The sequence below is a fragment of the Brevundimonas sp. TWP3-1-2b1 genome (genome assembly GCF_049896165.1).
Classification (GTDB): domain Bacteria; phylum Pseudomonadota; class Alphaproteobacteria; order Caulobacterales; family Caulobacteraceae; genus Brevundimonas; species Brevundimonas subvibrioides_B.
In genome coordinates this window covers 1-20,004 of record NZ_JAFCTT010000023.1, presented here as the reverse complement: position 1 = coordinate 20,004, position 20,004 = coordinate 1, and the positions used below count along the sequence as shown (strand labels likewise).

General features: G+C 64.5%; 20 protein-coding genes and 1 tRNA gene. 8 read left to right on the top strand and 13 right to left on the bottom strand.

Features of this window, described 5'->3' with window-relative positions; translation table 11 throughout:
- Positions 1–103 precede the first annotated feature (103 nt).
- The gene (locus ACP7AB_RS16385; protein WP_425993003.1) at positions 104–490 is read right to left on the bottom strand and encodes a ParB/Srx family N-terminal domain-containing protein; all 387 of its coding nucleotides are present in this window, start codon (positions 488–490) and stop codon (positions 104–106) included.
- 381 nt (positions 491–871) lie between these two features.
- On the opposite strand from ACP7AB_RS16385, the gene ACP7AB_RS16380 reads away from it, so the two are divergent.
- From ACP7AB_RS16380 to ACP7AB_RS16370, 3 genes are read left to right on the top strand one after another with little or no spacing between them, the layout of a single operon-like run.
- Complete coding sequence (locus tag ACP7AB_RS16380; protein WP_425993002.1) at positions 872–1,138, top strand: DUF3489 domain-containing protein; 267 nt, start codon at positions 872–874, stop codon at positions 1,136–1,138.
- Positions 1,138–1,566 (top strand): DUF2924 domain-containing protein, encoded by a 429-nt coding sequence (locus ACP7AB_RS16375; RefSeq protein ID WP_425993000.1) that lies wholly within the window; start codon positions 1,138–1,140, stop codon positions 1,564–1,566. The genes ACP7AB_RS16380 and ACP7AB_RS16375 overlap by 1 nt, the downstream gene beginning before the upstream one ends.
- The gene (locus ACP7AB_RS16370; protein ID WP_425992998.1) at positions 1,563–3,200 is read left to right on the top strand and encodes a recombinase family protein; all 1,638 of its coding nucleotides are present in this window, start codon (positions 1,563–1,565) and stop codon (positions 3,198–3,200) included. The genes ACP7AB_RS16375 and ACP7AB_RS16370 overlap by 4 nt, the downstream gene beginning before the upstream one ends.
- Positions 3,201–3,668: 468 nt before the next feature.
- Here the strand turns inward: ACP7AB_RS16370 and ACP7AB_RS16365 are convergent, their stop codons facing one another.
- Positions 3,669–4,376, bottom strand: a complete 708-nt coding sequence (locus ACP7AB_RS16365) for an IS6 family transposase (protein WP_425992996.1) — start codon at positions 4,374–4,376, stop codon at positions 3,669–3,671.
- 255 nt (positions 4,377–4,631) lie between these two features.
- Here ACP7AB_RS16365 and ACP7AB_RS16360 point away from each other — a divergent pair, with 255 nt between their 5' ends.
- A complete protein-coding gene (locus ACP7AB_RS16360) occupies positions 4,632–6,056 on the top strand; it encodes a calcium-binding protein (RefSeq protein ID WP_425992994.1) in 1,425 nt (474 codons plus the stop codon).
- Positions 6,057–6,477: 421 nt separating this feature from the next.
- Here the strand turns inward: ACP7AB_RS16360 and ACP7AB_RS16355 are convergent, their stop codons facing one another.
- From ACP7AB_RS16355 to ACP7AB_RS16340, 4 genes are all read right to left on the bottom strand, one after another.
- Positions 6,478–6,780 carry a hypothetical protein gene (locus ACP7AB_RS16355; RefSeq protein WP_425992993.1) on the bottom strand — a complete coding sequence of 101 codons (303 nt, stop codon included), beginning with the start codon at positions 6,778–6,780 and terminating at the stop codon, positions 6,478–6,480.
- Between the two features lie 268 nt (positions 6,781–7,048).
- Positions 7,049–8,542 carry a phage terminase large subunit gene (terL, locus tag ACP7AB_RS16350; protein ID WP_425992991.1) on the bottom strand — a complete coding sequence of 498 codons (1,494 nt, stop codon included), beginning with the start codon at positions 8,540–8,542 and terminating at the stop codon, positions 7,049–7,051.
- On the bottom strand, positions 8,539–9,054 hold the full coding sequence (locus ACP7AB_RS16345; protein ID WP_425992989.1) for a DUF5681 domain-containing protein: 516 nt from the start codon (positions 9,052–9,054) through the stop codon (positions 8,539–8,541). Before ACP7AB_RS16345 ends, terL begins: the two co-directional genes overlap by 4 nt.
- Complete coding sequence (locus tag ACP7AB_RS16340; protein WP_425992987.1) at positions 9,047–10,411, bottom strand: site-specific DNA-methyltransferase; 1,365 nt, start codon at positions 10,409–10,411, stop codon at positions 9,047–9,049. Before ACP7AB_RS16340 ends, ACP7AB_RS16345 begins: the two co-directional genes overlap by 8 nt.
- A 472-nt stretch (positions 10,412–10,883) precedes the next feature.
- Between ACP7AB_RS16340 and ACP7AB_RS16335 the strand changes: the two genes are divergently transcribed.
- The 3 genes from ACP7AB_RS16335 to ACP7AB_RS16325 are packed head-to-tail and all read left to right on the top strand — an operon-like array spanning position 10,884 to position 13,222.
- Positions 10,884–11,162, top strand: a complete 279-nt coding sequence (locus tag ACP7AB_RS16335) for a DUF3489 domain-containing protein (protein WP_425992986.1) — start codon at positions 10,884–10,886, stop codon at positions 11,160–11,162.
- Positions 11,152–11,595: a DUF2924 domain-containing protein gene (locus tag ACP7AB_RS16330; protein WP_425992984.1), complete on the top strand. Its 444-nt coding sequence runs from the start codon at positions 11,152–11,154 to the stop codon at positions 11,593–11,595. Before ACP7AB_RS16335 ends, ACP7AB_RS16330 begins: the two co-directional genes overlap by 11 nt.
- Positions 11,588–13,222 carry a recombinase family protein gene (locus tag ACP7AB_RS16325; RefSeq protein WP_425992982.1) on the top strand — a complete coding sequence of 545 codons (1,635 nt, stop codon included), beginning with the start codon at positions 11,588–11,590 and terminating at the stop codon, positions 13,220–13,222. The genes ACP7AB_RS16330 and ACP7AB_RS16325 overlap by 8 nt, the downstream gene beginning before the upstream one ends.
- Positions 13,223–13,656: 434 nt before the next feature.
- Here ACP7AB_RS16325 and ACP7AB_RS16320 read toward each other — a convergent pair.
- The 7 genes from ACP7AB_RS16320 to ACP7AB_RS16290 all read right to left on the bottom strand — a co-directional run bounded on the left by ACP7AB_RS16320 (position 13,657) and on the right by ACP7AB_RS16290 (position 18,092).
- Positions 13,657–13,746: transfer RNA gene (locus tag ACP7AB_RS16320), tRNA-Ser, on the bottom strand.
- A 99-nt stretch (positions 13,747–13,845) separates the two neighbouring features.
- On the bottom strand, positions 13,846–14,787 hold the full coding sequence (locus tag ACP7AB_RS16315; protein WP_425992980.1) for an NUDIX hydrolase: 942 nt from the start codon (positions 14,785–14,787) through the stop codon (positions 13,846–13,848).
- A gap of 4 nt (positions 14,788–14,791) precedes the next feature.
- Positions 14,792–15,385 carry a YfbR-like 5'-deoxynucleotidase gene (locus tag ACP7AB_RS16310; RefSeq protein WP_425993005.1) on the bottom strand — a complete coding sequence of 198 codons (594 nt, stop codon included), beginning with the start codon at positions 15,383–15,385 and terminating at the stop codon, positions 14,792–14,794.
- A gap of 130 nt (positions 15,386–15,515) precedes the next feature.
- A complete protein-coding gene (locus tag ACP7AB_RS16305) occupies positions 15,516–16,397 on the bottom strand; it encodes a methyltransferase type 11 (RefSeq protein ID WP_425992978.1) in 882 nt (293 codons plus the stop codon).
- A 114-nt stretch (positions 16,398–16,511) separates the two neighbouring features.
- Positions 16,512–17,384 carry an AAA family ATPase gene (locus tag ACP7AB_RS16300; protein WP_303694976.1) on the bottom strand — a complete coding sequence of 291 codons (873 nt, stop codon included), beginning with the start codon at positions 17,382–17,384 and terminating at the stop codon, positions 16,512–16,514.
- A gap of 64 nt (positions 17,385–17,448) precedes the next feature.
- A complete protein-coding gene (locus tag ACP7AB_RS16295) occupies positions 17,449–17,664 on the bottom strand; it encodes a hypothetical protein (protein ID WP_425992976.1) in 216 nt (71 codons plus the stop codon).
- Positions 17,661–18,092 (bottom strand): hypothetical protein, encoded by a 432-nt coding sequence (locus ACP7AB_RS16290; protein WP_425992974.1) that lies wholly within the window; start codon positions 18,090–18,092, stop codon positions 17,661–17,663. The genes ACP7AB_RS16295 and ACP7AB_RS16290 overlap by 4 nt, the downstream gene beginning before the upstream one ends.
- A gap of 329 nt (positions 18,093–18,421) precedes the next feature.
- Here ACP7AB_RS16290 and ACP7AB_RS16285 point away from each other — a divergent pair, with 329 nt between their 5' ends.
- Positions 18,422–19,354, top strand: a complete 933-nt coding sequence (locus ACP7AB_RS16285) for an IS1595 family transposase (protein ID WP_425992972.1) — start codon at positions 18,422–18,424, stop codon at positions 19,352–19,354.
- The last annotated feature ends 650 nt before the right edge of the window (positions 19,355–20,004 follow it).

The window sequence follows — 20,004 nt, the reverse complement described above, 5'->3', positions numbered from 1 at the left end:
CCTGCTCGCGCAGGATCCCGATGATCTGCTCTTCCGTAAATCTCGATCGCTTCATTCTGTCCGTCCTTTCGAGGGGCGGACTCTAGCTATTCCTGGAGGAGTTTCAGGGGGTCACGTCAAGCTCGATCTTCAGCGTCTCGTTGTCCCAGCCTGCAAGCTGACCCAGCTGGTTCTCCGCGATTGCGAACACCCGTCGCTCGGCTTCACTCAGGTGGGTGATCCGGATGCAGGGAACCTCGGTCATGCCGAGGAGGCGGGCGGCTTCCACCCGACCCTTGCCGCAGATGATCCGGTTGTCGTTGTCGATGGTGATAGGAATCACCAAGCCGAACTGCCGTATGCTGGCGGCCATCGCTTCGATCACGCTCTTCTTGCGGATGCGAAGTTGTCGGCTGCCGAGCACGAGCTGGGCGATGGGAATGACCTCCACCGCCAGGGCGACGGACGGAGGGATTTTCTGGGCTATGGTTTGGGCAGGGTCGATCGTCATGATCAGATCTCCAGACAAGCAGACGCAGGTTCGCAATCGCGCTGACGCGTGCGGCTGACGCCGATGTTGATGAAAACCTGTCGAATGCCCTGTGGGACGAAGCCCAATGTTCTGCCGACAGCGTCGATTAACTCGATGTCCACAACGTGGTTGTGAAGACTTGCTTCCCGCAAGGGGTGACCGTCGAATAATCGGTCGTTTTAAGCTTACACATTATGGACACGACGGAGATAGGAAGCGCGCGCTGGGCGTCAAGTTAAAGCATTGAAGCACTGGACTACCGCTGCACGGGAAGCGGTAGTGATCCCGTCCCCGCCCGGTAGTCCGGGCTTGGCTCAGTAGGGCGCAACCCGGCGCTCGCTGACCCAAGGAACGATCCTCATGCCCCGTAAACCCAAGGCAGAAGCCCTCGCCGCAGCCCCGCGCGCTCAGACCAAGGTCGATCGACTGACCGCCATCCTGCAGCATGCAGATGGGGCGGATATGCCCACGATGATCGAGGCGACCGGCTGGCAGGCGCATTCGATCCGCGGAGCCATGGCGGGCGCGCTAAAGAAGAAGGGTCACGCGGTCTCCAGTGAGAAGACCGGCGACCACCGCGTCTGGCGCATCACCGGAGCCGCCGCTCCGGCCGAGGTGGCTCAGTAATGAGCGACCTGCGCGTAACCCTGGCCAGCCTAACGGCCATGGACGTCGATGCGCTTCGCGCGGTGTGGCGGGAGCGGCTCGGCGAGCCGCCCCCGGTGCGCTCGATCATTGTCCTCCGCGGCGCTCTGGCTGAAGCGCTTCAGGTCCAGGCCAGCGGCAAGTCCGTGGTCCTGGACAGGCGGCTGTCCAGCGCGGCGAGCCAGCATCGCACCGGCAGGAAGCCGAAGCTGCGCACCTCGTCCTTCCAGTCGGGTTCGATGCTGGTCCGCGAATGGCAGGGTGTTCGCCATGAGATCGAGGTCCGGACCGATGGTTTCATCTGGCAGGGGCAGAAGCATGCCAGTCTGTCGAAGGTGGCGCGCCTGATTACCGGCGTTCGCTGGAACGGCCCACGCTTCTTTGGCCTGCGTGAGGGGGCGGCGGCATGAGCCAGCCTGGCCGCACGCTCCGCTGCGCGATCTACACGAGGAAGAGCACCGAGGAGGGTCTGGAGCAGGACTACAACTCGCTTCACGCCCAGCGAGACGCCTGCGCGGCCTACATCCTGTCCCAGACCGGCGAAGGCTGGACGATGCTGCCCGAGGTCTATGACGACGGCGGCTTCAGCGGCGGCAACATGCAGCGGCCGGGACTGACGCGCCTGCTCGCCGACGTCGATGCAGGGCTGATCGATGTGGTGGTCGTCTACAAGGTCGATCGCCTGACCCGGGCCCTGACCGACTTCTCCAGGATCGTCGATGTGCTCGACAAGGCCGGGGCCAGTTTCGTCAGCGTCACCCAGGCCTTCAATACCACGACCTCGATGGGCCGGCTGACGTTGAACGTGCTGCTGTCGTTCGCCCAGTTCGAGCGCGAGGTGACGGGCGAGCGGATCCGCGACAAGATCATGGCCTCCAAGAAGCTCGGCATGTGGATGGGCGGGGTGGTGCCCCTTGGCTATGAAGCCGCTGGCCGGACGCTGACCATCAACGAAGCGGAGGCCAGGACCGTCCGCTGGATCTTCGAGCGCTACCTGGAGCGGGGCTCTGTGCATGCGGTGATGCTCGAACTGGAGGCGGCGGACATCCGGTCAAAGTCCTGGACGACCGTGGCGGGAGTGCAGAAGGGCGGCCTGACGATGGACCGGGGCGCGGTGTTTCATATCCTCCACAACCGCATCTACATCGGCGAGATCACCCACAAGGGCGCGAGCTACCCCGGGCAGCATCCGGCGATCGTGGATCGCGAGCTGTTCGATGCAGCCCAGGCGCTGCTCGCCGAGAACGACCTCAAGACCCGTGCGCCCGGCGAGGCTCGTCGCCCTCACAAGGGTGCGCCGCTCAAGGGACTGATCTTCGATTCCGCAGGCAACCGGATGACGCCGCTGAAGGTCGCCGCGGCCGGCAAGCCGATCTACCGCTACTACGTCTCCAGCCCGCTGCAGATTGGCCGCCGCGAAGGGGTTGGGTCACTGCCGCGTATCTCCGCTAATCTGATCGAGGAGCTAATCGTCCAGCGACTGAATGAGCTCAAACTCTGCGCCCCGATCGACGCGGCTCCGGACTGGCTGGCGATCCGAAACCTGATCGATCGGGTCGAGGTGACCAGTGACGCCATCACCCTGCAGTTCGACGAGGTCATGCTCGACCTCGCCATCCGGGACTTCGGCCCCCAGTCCCGAATCGCGGTCGACCGCATTCAACGCAAGGGAACCGCGCCCATACTGACAATCCCGGTCCGGATGGTGAAGCGCGGCGGCGCCAAGGTGGCCATCGGGCCAGACGGTCAATCCGCCATCCGAACAACGAAAACCGACCCGGCGCTCAGCGCCGCCCTGATCCGGGCCGAGGCCTGGAAGCGTCAACTGCTCTCCGGCGAAGTGGCCTCGTTGAAAGAGATCGCGCGGGCCGAGAATGTCACGCCGGCCTATGCCAGAAGGGTGATCCGCACGGCGTTTCTCGCCCCGGATCTGAAAGCTGCGATCCTTGATGGCCGCCAGCCTATGGGTCTCACGCTCGAGGCTCTGGTTCGCACCGAGATGCCGCTCGATTGGGAAGATCAGCGCCGGCTCTACGCCGCCTGATCGGCGCACGCGCCGATCCCTGATCCTCGTTCCCGACTTCCCTGTTCCGATGAAAAGGCTTCCCTGTTCGGTGCGGATAAATTCCCTGTTCCGGCCGCGGGAATTCTGACCAACACCGTCCCCGCGCTCCAGGCGTGGCGGGCATTTGCGGGCATATCGTCGTGCCGGTCAAACTGCGTTCAGACCGACTTTCCCTGCACTTCCCTGATAACAGGACGCGCCCCAACACCCGAAAGGGACCCGCCGCGAGGGCTGCGGAGACACGGGCGGCAAAAAGCCCGACCATCAGGCATGGGGCCTCGAACGGAGACCGGGTTCCGGTCTCCGGCGTCGAGCAAGGTGCGGTAAAGTCGAAGGATATTCCCTAAGATCAGGGACGCGGGGGCTACCCGTTAAGAGTGTGGCGGTGCTGTCAGTCCAACGCTAACTCGTCTCCACTGATGAGGGTCCGGGCAGGGGAGGCGAGCCCTACGCGGCGAGCGTCTGCCACTCAGCCAAGGCGGCTGAGCGTTGTGCCTTGTATGTCTCTCTGCTGATGAGGTGGCGGTCCTGATTGAAGTGGTTGTGGAAGGCGGCGTGCACTGAGCTGAACTTCTGCAGCGTCTTCATCTGCCGGAACCTCAGCATGGCTCGTTCTCGTCGTCGGAAGGGCAGGTGTGAGTTCTCGACTCTGTTGTTGGCCCAGCGGCCGATCTCCTGTTTCGAGGTGTTCCCGAGGTCCTTCTTAGCGGCCCTGTAGGAGCGCAGACCGTCGGTCGTGATCGTCTTGGCCCGGCCATGGCGCTTCATCAGCTTCTTCATGAAGGTGAGGGCGGCAGCCTTGTCCCTGGTCCTGCTGGCAAAGGATTCCAGCACCTCGCCCTCCTGGTCGACGGCCCGCCAGAGGTAGTGCATTTCGCCGTTGATCTTCACGTAGACCTCGTCGAGATGCCACCGCCAGTGCGTGAAGGCCCGCATGCGCTGAACGCGCTTCCGGCGGATCTCCGCGGCGAACATCGGGCCAAACCTGTTCCACCACAGACGGACCGTCTCGTAGCAGATGTCGATGCCGCGCCCGGTCAGCAGGTCCTCCACGTTCCGGAGCGACAGCGGGTACTTCACGTACATCATCACCACCGTCCGGATGACCTCAGGCGAACTGTCGAAGTAACGGAACGGATTGGTGGAGCGGGCCATAGGGCCACGCCAGGTGCCGACCTTTTGGCGGGCAACTTGTTTGGGCTGACAGAGCCGTCTGGCGCGATATCCGCGTTGGGAAAGTGCGACGCCCTCGCTCTTCAAGAAACCTGATGGTCTCTGACCACGGCGCAACCCTTTTAAATATCACGGGTTAGCGGCTCAGGGGTCCGGGACCGTGGAGATCGGCCTGAAAACTCTGATGTCGCCCGCGCCTTGGCGCCTCCCAACCTAGTTTTTTGGACGGTTTAAAATATGCCCAACCTGAATTTCCGAACGGCCACGCAAGCCGAGGCGACCGCCTATGCAGGTGACGGCTCGGGGGCCGATGTTATCGTGTTGTCGAGCGGGACAGCTCTCGGGACGACCTTCACAGTGAATCCGCCGAGCGGAGGCAATCCCGAGACGATCACCGTGACGAACGGCGGGCGATCTCTGAACTTCAGTCGCGCAGCCATCTCGGGTCCAAACAGCTTCCAGTTCGCCGACGCATCCGTGTTGGTCTACGGCGGCGTGGGCAGCGACGCGGTCACGGGCGGCGTCTTCGGCGACTATCTGATAGGAAACAGTGGAAATGACACGCTCGATGGCGCGGCAGGGGCGGACTATCTGCACGGCAATATCGGAGATGATCTGCTGAGCGGTGGCGACGGAGCCGATACGATATTGGGGGGTCAGGGTAATGACTCCATCACCGGCGGCAACGACAATGATCTGTTGTTCGGCGACCTCGGCAACGACCGTCTCGACGGCGGTGCTGGCGCCGACACTCTGCAGGGAAACGCCGGTGACGACATTCTGATCGGTGGGACTGGCTCCGACACGATCCGCGGTGGTCAGGGCAATGACGGCATCAATGGCGGTGATGACAACGATTTACTGTTCGGCGATCTCGGCAACGACACGATCGACGGCAGCGCAGGCGCTGATGTCATCCAGGGCAATCTCGGGGACGACGTCCTGACCGGCGGCACCGGCATGGACACTATCCGTGGAGGTCAAGGCAATGACGGCATCAATGGCGGCGATGACAACGATCTGCTGTTCGGCGACCTCGGAAACGACACCATCGACGGCGGTGCGGGCGCCGACCTCATCCAGGGCAACATCGGCGACGACATTCTGACCGGCGGGGACGGCGCGGACTCGGTTCTTGGGGGTCAGGGAAACGACGCCCTGAACGGCGGCAACGATAGCGACGTCCTGTTCGGTGATCTTGGCAACGACACGCTTGTCGGGGCGGCGGGCAATGACAGCCTAATCGGCGGCGACGGTAACGATTCCCTCAACGGCGGCGTCGGCATCGATACCCTTTCGGGCGGTGCTGGAAACGATGTGTTTGTATTCGCCAATGCCGAGTCGGGCATAACCCAGGCGACCCTAGATACCGTGACCGACTTCAATGTCGGCGACACCTTCGACATCGGCTTCCTGACGTCGCCGCTCGGTGCTGCAGGCTATCTCGAGACCGCTGCGGCCGATTTCACGGTGGCGCTCGCGAATGCCAACCAGGCCTTCGCCAACTCGGCCACGACCTCGGTCGTCGTGGTAGCGCTGACCAATGGCTCCGGGGCTTATGTCTTCTTCGACAACCTCAATGGGGCTGGGACTGCAGCGACGGAAGCCATCTTCGTCGCGGGCGGAACCCTGAACAATCTCAGCGAAGCCAGTTTCTTCTAGAACGAACGCTGGGGTCGCGGTGAATATCGCGACCCCGAGGCGCGGATTTGTGCGGCTCGCGTGGCGTTCGCGTCGCCGGTTGACGAAGTCTAAAAGAAGTTGAATGATCTCAGATGTTTGTATGCGTGCGGCCTAACAATGGGTCGCCGAATGCGTCGCCGTCCGCCGCGCGCGTTGAGGGGTTCCTGACGATGATTTCTGCACGATATGGGGAAACTGCAGCGCGAGGAGGCAGCGCGGCTGGGACTAGCGCGCCATGAGTGAGTTGCGGCAACGGCACGCGACGCGTCTCAGCGAGTTCGACCCCATGAGCTTGACATACACCCGCCAGCTTTTCCGCCCCCGGCGGCCCCTTTCCCGCTGGGAGCGGTTCGCGGTTCGCTGTCACGTCAGGGTTTGGCGTCGGCTTCGACCCAAGACCTCATGCGAAACAAAGCGCCAGGTCGACCACATCACCGACTTGGGCAAACTGGCCGGTTGTCGATCGGCCAAGGAAATTGTCGCCTTTCACTTCGGCTCCGCCGACGACGAGACCTGGATCGCATTCCGCCCGATGTTCGAGCCGCGCTGGTACTAGCGACGGGATGTGATGGTCTATCCTCCGCCTGTGCTCCTCCAATAGGAGGCCGGTGAAAGTTTGGCCGGAGATTTCAACCGAGAGGCAGTCGTGACCGCCCGCCTCTCGCCGGATGTCCGGTTCCCACCCGTAACCGACCTTCGCCATGTCCGCTTCCGAGAGTGGCGCTTAGGCGCAAACGGACAGTGATGTCCGGAGCCTGAAGCTGAAATTTCAGTCATCGTAGAACTTCAGTGCCTGTTCCCTCGGGCCTTTCCTGGCTTGCCTCGGTGGGGCTGACGTGCGCGCCTCTGGTCAGTCGCCCATGACGGGAGCAGATCACTCCAGTCTCATGGACCGGAGTGGTTCGCCGCGGCACCGTCGTGCCCTTTGCCGTCGACGGGTTCTTCAACCAGTTCGGCCCACTTGGGACTTCTCACCAGTTCGCGAGATTACTTCTGTAATCCCCCGCAAGGGCGTTGAGGGCGTCGGCGAATGTATCGACCTGGTCGTCGTGAGCGCCTGAGGGGAAGCGGGACAGTTCGTCGAGGAAGGGCGTGTTCCAGGCCCCGACCACCAGTTTGACGTTGCCTGCCTGGGCCTGGACGGCCGCGGGTTCGGCGCGGGTGAGCTTTGAGCCGGTGACCGGGGTGGTCCGGACCCTGTAGCCGGCGAGGGCGCGGGTGAGGGCCGCGGCCTGAGCCTTGCCCGCCTGACCGGGATCTTGCGGCAGTTCAACACGACAGGCTTTGCCATCTGCCTCTGCCATGTCGAGGATCAGGCGCTGGACCTCCATCGGTGTGCCCCGCATGCGCGCCACATGCTGGATGTAGAAGACCCCCTGGCGGCACCGCGCCATTTTCAGGCCCACGGTCCAGTCCGGGTTGCGTCCCGCCGTGGGCACCGTGGCCGCCAGATCCCAAGCGCGCACGAAGCTGCAGCCTTCTGGAATATGTGTGACGAGGTCGAACCACTCCGGCTTGAACAGCCCGCCATCGCGCGGGGCTGGTCGCTGCTGATACTGCGAGGCCCAGGCGTAGGCGCCCTTGTCACGCTTGAGGGCTTCGACGGTGCGGACCGGGAAGCGCTCAGGGAATAGCAACTCGCCGTCTTCGGTTCGCGGATCGCTGAAGCCGATGCTCGTCGAGCACCTGCGATCCGCCTCGAACTCCATGGGCAGGTTGAGGTGGTCGTATCCCATGTCACCAGCCAGGATCGTACCGGCGACGTCACGCTCGTGCAGACGCTGCATGATCACGACGATGGCCGAGGTTGCGGGATTGTTGAGACGATCAACGATGGCCTCGCGGAAGGTGACCACGGCGGCGTCCCGAGAAGCGTCGCTCTCGGCGGTATCGACCGAGTGCGGATCGTCGATAATGACCTTGTCAGCCCGTGCGCCGGTCGTGGAGCCGAAGCTGCGTCCCTCGCGCACGCCCGAGCGGGTGTTCTCGTAGCGTAGCTTGGCGTTCTGATCGCCGACCAGGATGACACGATCGCCCCATAGGCGACGGTACCAGTCGCTGGTCACGAGCCTGCGCATCTTCAAGGCGTCACGGGTGACGTTGGCCTCGCTGAACGATGTGGTGAGGTAGCGCAGATCGGGTCGGCCGAGCGGACCCCACTCCCACGCCGGCCAGAAGACCGAGACCGCCAGGGACTTCATCATCCGCGGAGGGATGGTCACGAGCAAGCGCCCGATACTCCCGTCGCTGACGGCTTCCAGATGATCGCAGAGAGCTTGCAGCACCCAGCCGCCTACAAAGGGAGTCGATGGTTCAAGGACCGGCCAGGCCTCCCGGATGAATCCATAGAGCGTTCGGCACCGGTCACTGGCCTCCGCGTCGATCGCTCGAGCTGTGGCAATCCGGCGTTTGCGGGCAAGCTCGACCAGGGCCTGACCGAACCCCTTGGGCAGGGCCGTCGTCATCCCCCCGCGTCCGGTGCGCCAATGACGAAGTGGCGTCGCAGGATGATGGCGGCTTCGTCCGCGCTGCTCTCACCAACGCCTGCGATCACAGCGGGCTCGAGCTTCAATCGCCCGCTGTCGGAGCGTGTCACCAGACCGATGGCCATGAGCCCCATGACGATGGCGTGGGCGTCGACGAATGGTGACAGCCGATCCTGCTCGAAGGCTTCGGCCTCCTCGTGGTCCTGGCCATGGCTCATGGCGATGCGCAGATAGTCGCGGATGGACTGAGGGTCGCCGCCCATGGCCTTGTTGGACAGCTGCAGCAGCACGGCCTCGGTGGCCTGGACGCGGCGGCGCTTGCCATCGATGCGCAGGCTGACCTTGCGGGCCAGCACCTTGTCGAGAGTAGAGCGGATCGCCACCGTCCCGCGTGGCCGCCCGGAAGGGTTGCCCGAGACACCCGGTGCGAAGCGGGTTGCTTTGGGTGGTCGACCATAGCCGACCCGATCGTCGTCGCCCGCCTCAGACATCGGCGGCCTCGTGATCGGCCGCCACGGCATCCTCTGCCACAGGCGTGGCCCCAAGGCTGGCTCGCACGCGTTCGAATGACGCGCCGGTCGCTTCAAGGACGGCGGAACGGCCGGTCATGGCGCTCCAGCGCTCGATGGCGACGTCGACATAGCCCGGCTCATACTCCACCCCATGGCAGCGTCGCCCGGTGCGCTCTGCCGCCAGCAGGGTGGTGCCCGAGCCCAGAAAGGCGTCCAGGACCCGCTCGCCCTTGCGCGAGACATCGCACAGGGCGTCGGCGACCATGGCCACCGGCTTGACCGTGGGATGCAGGGCCAGGTCCTCGCGTCGGGATCCGCGCAGGCTGTTGGCCGAGGCGTAGTCCCAGACATTGGTGCGGTTGCGGCCGTGCCGACCGAGCTCGACAGCATTGAAGTGCGGCGCGCTGCCGACCCGGTAGACGAACACCAGCTCGTGTCTGGAGCGGTAGAGACTGCCCATGCCGGCGCTGGACTTGTTCCAGACGCAGATGTTGAGCCGCGCCCCGTATGTGCTCTCACCGGCTGCAGCGAGCTCGCCCACATGGCGATGATCCATGCAGACGAAGTGCACGGCGCCGTCGCGCGAGGCCCTGGCGCAGGCTCCGAGCGCCTGGGTCAGGAAGGCGGTAAACTCGGCCGGGCTCATCTCCCCGGACGCCATGGCGAACTCGGCATGGCGACCCTTGCCGACGGCGTTGCCGTCGATGACCACATTATATGGAGCGTCCAGAAAGGCGACGTCGGCGAAGCCTCCGGCCATCACCGCGGACATCACCTCCGGATCGCGGCAGTCGCCGCAGGCGATGCGGTGATCGCCCAGGATCCAGACATCACCTGGCCGGGTCACCGGCCTTGCAGGCGTTCCGGGCACGACCTCGTCATCAACATCGCGCCGGCTGGAGGTCAGGACATCGATCTCTCCGGTGCTGAAGCCGGTCAATTCGAGATCGAGGTCGAGTTGGCTCAGCGCCTCCAGCTCGACCTGCAGCACCTCCACGTCCCAACTGGCATTGAGGGCGATCTTGTTGTCGGCGAGCCGCAGCGTCCGGACCTGTGCGTCGGACAGGCCCGACAGGGTGATGGTCGGCACGGTGTCGAGGCCGAGCGACCGCGCAGCCAGAAGCCTGCCGTGACCGGCGATGATGCTGCCGGCCTCGTCGATGAGCACCGGGTTGGTGAAGCCGAAGGCGGTGATGCTGGCGGCGATCTGCGCCACCTGGGCCTTGGAGTGTGTCCGGGCGTTCAGGCTGTAGGGGGTGAGCTCACCGGGCGCGCGGTTCACTACCAGGAGGGGCTCGATGACGAGTGGGCGAGCAGGTTTATGGACTGCGCTCATGGCAGTTGATCCTTCTATGGGAAGCGGGCGTCATCCGACGAACCGAATACATCACTATATAGATGATGAGAGGCTGTCAGACAATATCATCGCATCCCCGGTCATTGTTGCAGGCGATCTACGCTGTCGGTTATCTCTAAAAGACTCAGCTAATCGGTACACTTCACTCGACTGACCCGTGCAACCAGGCCATGGGTGCTCATGGCCCGCGACGCGGGCTCGTCCCGGTAGCAGCGCATCCCGCGCTGCTATCGGAGACACCAGAATGACCACGCCAACCAAACCCGCCCAACGTTCAGCCAGGGCGCAAAGCCTCAAGGCAGACGCGGCCACTCCGCGCGCAAGGCGGACAGCCCGGCAAACCGCGCCCAAAGCCGATCCCACGCCACAGGCCGTATCTGAGCCGCAATCCAGGACGCCAAAGCTCCGCAAACCGCGCGCCTCCCGGGCGCTGGGGTTTGTCGCTGAGCCGTTGCGCGAGCCCGCCAAGGCCCCGACCGGCAAGCTCGCCATTCTCGTCGGCCTGATGCAGCGCCAGGAGGGCGCGACCCTGGCGGCCATGGGAGAGGCCACAGGCTGGCAGGCGCACTCTGTGCGTGGAGCCCTCTCGGGCGCGCTGAGGAAGAAGCACCGCCTCGTCATCACGACCGAGAGGGTTGAGGGCGTCCGGACCTACCGTCTGGTTGCGGGGGAGGTTGCTCCGGCGACCCGCGACGACTCGAAGGTTGCGGGGGTCGCTGATGACGCCTGAGCAGGCCGAGATGATCAACGATCAGGTCCGGGCGCTTGAGACGATGGGCCTGGAGGGACTGAGGCTGGAATGGCGGCGTCGTTATGGCAAGCCTCCCGGGCTGAGGTCGGTCAGGTTGCTGGGGCACATGCTGGCCTGGAAGATACAGGCCGAAGCCTTCGGGGGGCTGGATGCAGACACCCGCCGAAGGCTGAGGTCGACCGGCAAGGCCCTGCGGCCCCCGGTCTCGGTGTCTCCTGGAACGACGCTGACACGCGAATGGAAGGGGTTGGCGCAGACCGTCACCATGACGTCCACGGGCTGCATCTGGGAGGGCCAGACCTACACCTCCCTGTCAGCCGTCGCCCGGGCCATCACCGGGGTTCGCTGGAACGGTCCCCGGTTCTTCGGTCTCAACTCGAAGTACGCTCAAGGGGTTCGCACCGATGGGTAGGTCCAGCGCAAGCGAGCCCCGGCCCCGGCTCCGCTGCGCCATCTACACCCGCAAGTCCTCCGACGAGGGGCTGGATCAGGACTTCAACTCCCTCCACGCCCAGAGGGAGGCCTGCGAAGCCTATATCAAGTCTCAGGCCGGCGAGGGCTGGGTGTGTCTGAAGACGGCGTATGACGATGGCGGCATCTCCGGCGGAACCATGGAACGGCCGGGGCTGAAGACCCTTCTCGCGGACGTCGGCGAGGGGCGAGTGGACGTCGTGGTGGTCTACAAGGTCGATCGCCTGACCCGATCCCTGCATGACTTCGCCCGTATCGTGGAGGTGTTCGATCAGAAGAAGGTGTCCTTCGTCTCGGTCACCCAGTCGTTCAACACGACCACCTCGATGGGCCGTCTGACGCTGAATGTCCTGCTCTCCTTCGCCCAGTTCGAGCGCGAGGTCACAGGCGAACGGATCAGGGACAAGCTGGCCCAGTCCAAGGCCAGGGGGATGTGGATGGGGGGACTGCCGCCCCTGGGTTATGCGCCTGACGGCCGGACCCTGAAGATCATCCCGCAGGAGGCGGACCTGGTCCGCCACATCTTCCGCTCGTACCTGACACAGGGAAGCGTCAACGGCCTGGTCAGGCAACTGGCCGAACAGTCCCTGAGGTCCAAGGCCTGGGTTACCGCCAAGGGGCGGGCGATGGGAGGGATGCCCTTTGCGTCGGGCGCCGTCTACCACCTGCTGCGCAACCCGATCTTCATCGGCCAGGTTCCTCACAAGGGCGTCAATCACCCCGGCCTGCATCCCGCCATCATCGACCAGGATCTCTGGGACAGGGTGCAGGCTCAGATGGATGCAGCGGTGCGTCGGCGGGGGGCACGGCCCGAGGCCTTGAAGGCGAAGGCCCCGCTGACGGGGCTTATCCATGACTGCGACGGCGTGGTGATGTCCCCGACGGCCAGTCGAGGAAAAAGAGGCAAGACCTTCCGGTACTACGTATCCTCAACCCTGCAGAAAGGCGGTCAGGGCAGGGACCCGGATGGGATCTATCGTCTGCCCGCCGGGCCGATGGAGCTCTGGGTCGAGACCACACTTCAACGCCTGTTCGAGACCTCAGGCGATCCTGTTGGCCTCATAAGCCGGATCGATGTCGGTACGGACGTCGTCAATCTGAGCCTTTCTGGCAAGGGGCTCGGTGGCCGGGCGGCGGACCGCCGCGACCTCATCGAACAGGTATCCGCCCGGCTCCACCCCAACGAAACGCTCCGCTACCTGCACAAGGACACCTGGCGCCTCCAGATCTCCCACCGCCTCGCGTTCCGGGGTGGTCGGACCTGGCTGGCGGGTCAGGCCTATAGTCCCGACAGCGCCCCGCCGAACCTCACACTGGTGCAGGGGCTGCGGCGTGCACACAATCAGGTTCTCGCCGAAGACCAGACCCTGAGCGTCTGTTCTGACAAGGCGCCATCGACGTCGTTCGAACGCAAGCTGGCCCGACTGGCCTTTCTGGCTCCCCGGATGCAGCGCGAGATCCTGCACGGTCGCCAACCGCCCATGCTCACGATGGAAGCCCTGAAGACCCTGGAGCTTCCCCTCTGCTGGGCCGATCAGGTCGCTGCAATCCAGGCCATCGGCGCCTAGGACACCACTGCACCACCAGGCCGGGGATCTGTCGGACCCCGACCTCGGACCGGGGTCGAACCGTGCCTGTTGCGCCAACCCAAATCCCTGTTCAGGCGCAGCTGTTTCCCTGTTCGGCGGCGGAATATTCCCTGCCTGGGAGGCGGCCAGTCGCGCTGGAGTTCAGCCTAAGCAGCAGCAATCATGCGGTATTTTGGCATTTACCCTGGATGCCGTCAGCCACGGGGGATGCGGATAATCCCTGCTTATTCCCTGTAAGCAGGGAAACCCGACCGGATCGCTGAAGCGGCCAGAGACTCTCGCCCAAAACAGGGAACAGGGCCCACGAATCGGTGCGCTCAACCGCGACTGAAACCCGATCCAGGCCCGATAAGCAGGCAATAACCGGGAGGTATCTGGTGGGGTTTAAGGAGAGCTAAGTCATTGAAAAATAATGGCGGAGAGGGTGGGATTCGAACCCACGGTACCCGTAAAGGCACGCCGCATTTCGAGTGCGGTACATTCGACCACTCTGCCACCTCTCCGCGGGGCCGTAGGACGCTCGGTCGAAAGCGAGCGGCTTCTCTAATGGGGTCGGGGCCGGGCCGCAAGCGGGCGCGGACGATTTTCCGGATATGGAAGATCTAGCGCAGGGCTGGCAGAGAGAGGCCGGGGGCCTGGCCGTCGCGCGGGCCGGCGCCGGTGAAGCGAAAGAGCTCGGCCGGGCGGCCTCCGGTGCCAGGGGACAGCCGGCCGGTGGGCTCGACCAGGCCGGTGCGTTCCACGCCGCGGCGGAAGTTCTGCTTGTGCAGGTTCAGTCCGACGACGGCCTCGGCAGCGGCCTGGAGAGCGGACAGGGTGAAGGTCGCGGGCGTCAGTTCGAACAGGACCGGGCGGTACCGCAGCTTGCTGCGCAGGCGGCCCAGGCCGGTGGCGAGGATGCGGCGGTGATCGGAGGCCATCTGCCGGTCGAACAGGTCCAGCGGGGAGGCGTCGTCGCGGTCGCGGGCGGCCTCGGCGACCAGACCGGCCTCGTAGAGGAGTTCATAGCGTTCCAGCACGCGGGTCTCGTCCCAGCGGACGGAGGCGGACGGCGCGAACAGGGCTTCGATCCGGTCGACCCGGCGAGGATCGCCGCCCGCCCAGGTCGTCAAGCTGTTGACGATGTCGTTGGTCAGTCTGGTGGCGGGCGTGCGGCGATCCTCCCACGGGAAGATTTCCAGTGCAGGGGTCCAGCGGGCCCCGGACGGGGCCATGTCCACGGCCTCGGCGGTCAGGGCCAGATAGCCGACGGAGACTTCACGCTGGCGGTCTGGACCGGGGGTGGGGCGCGGCGCGGCGCGGCCTGCGTCGCCGAAGGTGTAGAGCTGTTCGACGAAGCCGAGGCCGAAGCCGGTCTGGGCGGTCACGAACGATCGCAGGGCCCGCTCGAAGGTGCGGTCCCCGGCCGGGTCGAACGGGCCGAAAGGCAGGGCCAGTTCACCTTCCGGGGTCTCTGTGGTCAGGATGCAGAGGCGACCCGAGCGCAGCGCCATGACGACCGCCGAAAGGCCGATGCGGACCCCGTGCTCGCCACCCCAGGACATGGCGCTATTCCGTGTGCCAGGCATCGGCGGCGGGCAGGATGCCCACGGCCTCGGCGAGGATGCGGTAGCGCTCCAGATAGTGCTGCTGGGCGACCGGAGCGGGCAGGGGATCGATGATCAGGTTATAGCCGGGTGGCGGTGAGCCGAAGAAACCGAGGGCTTCCTTCGCGTTGAACCCGGCCAGCTGGGTGGCCTCGAAGAAGGCGCAGGCCTTGTCCGCGCTCTTGATCAGCTTCTTGATCTGGACTGGCGTCTTGGGCGGCAGGCCGAAGCGGACGTGGATGGCGTCTTCCAGCCGAGCCTCGAACGACTTGTAGCTGACGCCGAGCGCCGCCTTGAAGGGCGAGATCATGTCGCCGATGACGTATTCGGAGGCGTCATGGAGCAGGGCGGCGAGCCGCCATCTGGGCTCCAGACCCGGCTTGATGTGGACGGCGATCTCCTCGACGACGCAGGAATGCTGGGCAACGGAGAAGGCGTGCTCGCCGATGGTCTGGCCGTTCCAGCGGGCGACACGGGCCAGGCCATGGGCGATATCCTCGATCTCGATATCGAAGGGCGAGGGATCCAGCAGGTCCAGGCGGCGGCCGGACAACATGCGCTGCCAGGCGCGGGGCGCCGGGGTCCTGGAGGCACGAGGGGAGGGCGGAACGGCCAAGGCGGGTGATCCAATCGGCGAACGGCAGGTCAGGTGACCCATCCGGACCGCGGGATCAAGCGTGGGCGCGCTATTCGCCGACGTTCAGCGCGACCAGATCCTTGGCGGAATCGAACACGCCGTCGCTGTCGCGGTCCTTGGCGCGCACCGTGGCGATGACGATCGGACCGCCGACGGGGCCTCGCGCCTCGAAGCCGACCAGTCTCCAGCCCTCGTCGGCGGGGGTGCGGTCGGTCAGCATATAGGTGCGGCGGGTGGCCTCGCCGGGAGCGCGGGTGCGGATTTCGGCCGCGTCGTCGTGGGCCTGGATGCTGACGCTCTCGTCGGATGAGGAGATGTCGACGGTCTCGGAGCTGTCGTCGGCGTTGATGGAGAAGCCGCCGATACGAACGCTGGCCTTGTCGCCGTCGGCGTCGACGCTCATCCCCGGCAGACGGACACGGGCGCGGTCGCCCTCGGCGTCAATGGCCATGCCGGGAGCGCGAACGTGGGCGCTGTCGGCCGCCGAAGCGGCAGCGTCCGCCTCGACCGCCGCAGCATCGGCGGCGACGGCGGCGACATCGGCCTGGACCCGGGCGTCATCGGCCGCAGTCTGGGCGCGGGCCGCGTCGGCGGATGCGCGAAGTTCGGCGGTCGTGTGCGGCATGTCGGCGGCCAGGGTCGTCTCGAAGCGCTGCAGGACCGCGTCGGCGGTCTGGTCCCTCAGGGTGACGAGTTGCAGGGTGACCTCGGCGCCGCGCGGGCCGCTGTAGAGGCAGGTGGCGCCGCCGGCGTGGGCCGTCCCCTTGCGGGTCAGGACGCCAATGGTCTCCGGGCACTGAAGGGTGTCGATGACCTTCAGCACCCCCTTGGCCCCCGAATCGGTCGTGGTCGTGGAGATGCGCACGGATTCGCCGTCGCAGGCTGCCGTCATCAGGCTAGCGGTGCAGATGGTGGCGAGAAGCAGTCGCATCAACAGGTTCCTCTTCAGGCCTTCATCTTGAACAGTGGCCGGCACTATTCCAGTGAAATCGCGGTAATCGATCTGACGATATCTGTTCGTCACATGTCAGGAATGGGCCGTATCTCAAGCGCCGGGACGTGAGCCTTCGCGACGATTGAGGAAGGCCAGCCGCTCGAACAGATGCACATCCTGTTCGTTCTTCAGCAGGGCGCCGTGAAGCGGCGGGATCAGCTTGTTGGGGCTGGTCTCGCGCAGGGTCTCGGGCTGGACGTCGTCGACCATCAGCAGCTTCAGCCAGTCCAGCAGTTCGGAGGTCGACGGCTTTTTCTTCAGGCCGGGCGTGTCGCGGATCTCGTAGAAGGTCTTAAGCGCTTCGGACACCAGCCGGGGTTTGATGCCGGGGAAGTGCACCGCGATGATCGCCTTCATCGTCTCGTCGTCGGGGAAGCGGATGTAGTGGAAGAAGCAGCGGCGCAGGAAGGCGTCGGGCAGTTCCTTCTCGTTGTTCGAGGTGATGACCACGATCGGCCGGACCTCGGCGCGGATGGTCTCGCCCGTCTCCTGGACGAAGAACTCCATCCGGTCGAGTTCCTGCAGCAGGTCGTTGGGGAACTCGATGTCGGCCTTGTCGATCTCGTCGATCAGCAGGATCGGGCGGACGGGAGAGGTGAAGGCCTCCCACAGCTTGCCGGGCTTGAGGTAGTTGCGGACGTCGTGGACGCGCTCCTCGCCAAGCTGCGAGTCCCGCAGGCGGCTGACGGCGTCGTATTCATAGAGGCCGTTATGGGCCTTGGTCGTCGATTTGATGTGCCATGTGATCAGCGGGGCGTTCAGCGCCCTGGCCATCTCGTAGGCGAGGACGGTCTTGCCGGTGCCGGGCTCGCCCTTGATCAGCAGGGGCCGTTCCAGGGCGACGGCGGCGTTGACCGCGATCTTCAGGTCCTGGGTGGCGATATAGTTCGAGGTGCCCTCGAACCGGTCTGTCGGCCGCGACATCGGATGCTCCGGTGGTTTGAGAACCACGACTACCCATGGCGCGGCCGGTTAACAACGATCAGTTTCAGTTGATCCGCTTGGCCGAGACCGAGTCGCTGGCCGGGAAGGTCTCTTCCACGCCTTCGTCGAGGAGGGCTTCCTGGCGATCTTCGGCGTCGCCGTGTTTCTCGTTCAACTGGTCGGGCTTGCCTTCCAGACGCTCGGCGGGGCGGGCGTGCGGGGTGTCGGTATAGAGGTCGGGGTCGCGCGGCCTTCCGGCGCCAGGGGGGGCGTCGGTCATTTGTCGTTTCCTTCGGGGCCATAGCCCAGGTCTTCGATATCGTCGTCGGACAGGGTCCTGGCCTCCCAGTGGGCTGCGCTGGCCTGCGCGCCCTGCACGTCCTCCATCAGGCCGGCATAGACCAGTTCGACCTCGCCCTGCCCGGGCTCGTCCACGCCGAGGTCCGTTTCATTGATGCGGGTTCCGTCGGCGCCGTACCGGGCGTCGGCCTCAGGGTCGACCCCGTCGGCGCCGAGCGCATCATCGAGAGTCTGATCGTCCTCGTCGAACTCCTCCTCGTCGGCGTCGCCGTCGGCGAAGGTGACGTCGAGCACCTCGGGCATTTCCTCGAACGTCTTGAACTCGTTGGTGACGCCGCCGGTCTCCGAGGCGTCGTTGTTGTCCTCGTCGTAGACCTCGGACTGATCCTGATCGTCCAAACCTGGCATGGCCGCCTCCCTGTGTGAGAGATCAACGCTGTGGCTTTGCCGTGCGTTCCGTCCGGGGCGTCCGGACGAGATTCAGGGTGACGAAACGGACGAAACGACTAGTCGGGTGAAGAAAATCAGAGGCTTGCGGCCAGTCGATCTGTCCGGCGGACAGGATTCCCGGAATTGACGGTCCGGAGGGTGTTGCGGATTGTCAAAGACCGTTTGGGGGAGAGTGTACGACAGGTTTGAGGGGCGCCTGCGATAAGGGCTCTAAATAGGAGACCTATATACGTGCTTGACCCATGGGTCAGCGTCGCATATAACGGTTTCAACAAACGAGGCCCGCCGTGATCCAGTCCTTCAAATCCCTTCCACAACTGTTTGCGGCCTTCCCGACCGAGCAATCGGCTATCGACCACCTGACAGCTATCCGCTTCGGCAACGGCCTGTTCTGCGCCCTGTGCGGCTGCGCTGACGAGGGCAAGGTCAATCGTATGTCGTCGGCTGGCATCCTGACGAACCAGTACAAGTGCTACGCTTGCCGGGGTAAGTTCACGGTCAAGGTCGGCACGATCTTTCAGGACACGAAGCTTCCCCTGCGCACTTGGTTCGCCGCCATCTGGATGATCACGAACCATCCCAAAGGCATCGCCTCGACCACGCTGGCGACCGATCTGGACATTACCCAGAAGACGGCTTGGTTCGTCCTGCACCGCCTGCGCCACGCCGCCCGTACCGACAGCTTCAACGCTCCGCTGAAAGGCGAGGTTGAGGTTGATGAAACCTATATCGGCGGCAAAGAGGCGAACAAACACGTCAAGGACCGCAAGGGCGGCACTCAGGGCGGTGCTGGTAAGACAGTCGTCATGGGCATGGTCGAGCGCGACGGAGAGGTCCGTATGGGCGTCGTTGACGACACCCGCGCCGCGACCCTGCAACCGATCATCCGCGAGAACGTGGAGCGCGGCTCCAAGGTCTATACCGACGAACACGCGGGATACCGTGGTCTCGGCGGTCGCTATACGCACCGCGCCGTCGCTCACAGCAAGGGCGAATACGTCCGCAAGGACACCCACACAAACACGATTGAAAGCGTCTGGGCAACCGTGAAGCGCCAATACATCGGCACTCATCACTTCATCAGCGCCAAACACCTCGACGCCTACCTGAACGAAATCGCGTTCCGTATGAACCGCCGCGAAATGGACAAGGGCCAGCGTCACCAAGCCCTCCTGTCTCAGATCGAAGGCCCGATGCCTTGGAAGGTGCTGACCGCATGAAAGAAGCGCCGAAACCTCAACGGCCACTCTTCTTGGATATGGACTTCGGCGAGGCGCTTGCGCGCTACGCGCAGACGAAGCCCGAAGAGGTAACGCCAGCGCCAGGGCAGAAACGGAAAGCCACCAGACCTCCGAAGAGGTCTGGTGGCCCATCCGATTAACGACGGACGTGGGGCGAGACGTGCCGATAATGGTCACGTACCCGCTGGATTGCGCCCCGTTTGGTGATGCGCCGATAGGCGTTCACCGGGACTTCGCGCTTCGCCATGATTGATCTCCGATCATGGGTTGACGGGAAGGCCGCCTTCGTGCAAAATGTAGGTCATTGCTACTGAACTTCGGCGACGACGGTCGGCGAGCTAGCGGCCCCAGCATCACGCTTGGGGCCGTTTTGCGTTTGGGGTGGTCGGGTCAGATCGGCGTTGCTCCTGCGTTTATGCAGGATGATGCCGTCACGACGCGGTGCACGTCGGATTCAATTGGCCGGAAAAGGCTCAAAACTAGGATCAAAAGGGGTTTTGAGCCTCAAGGCTGTGGATCGGCGTGGAAAAGGGACCCCGTTAGCGGGGTGATCGGCGTCGAATAAGGACCCCTCATTCCTGATGTCTAACGATGGCTGCTTGGCGGATGTCAGGCGGCGAGTTCGGGAT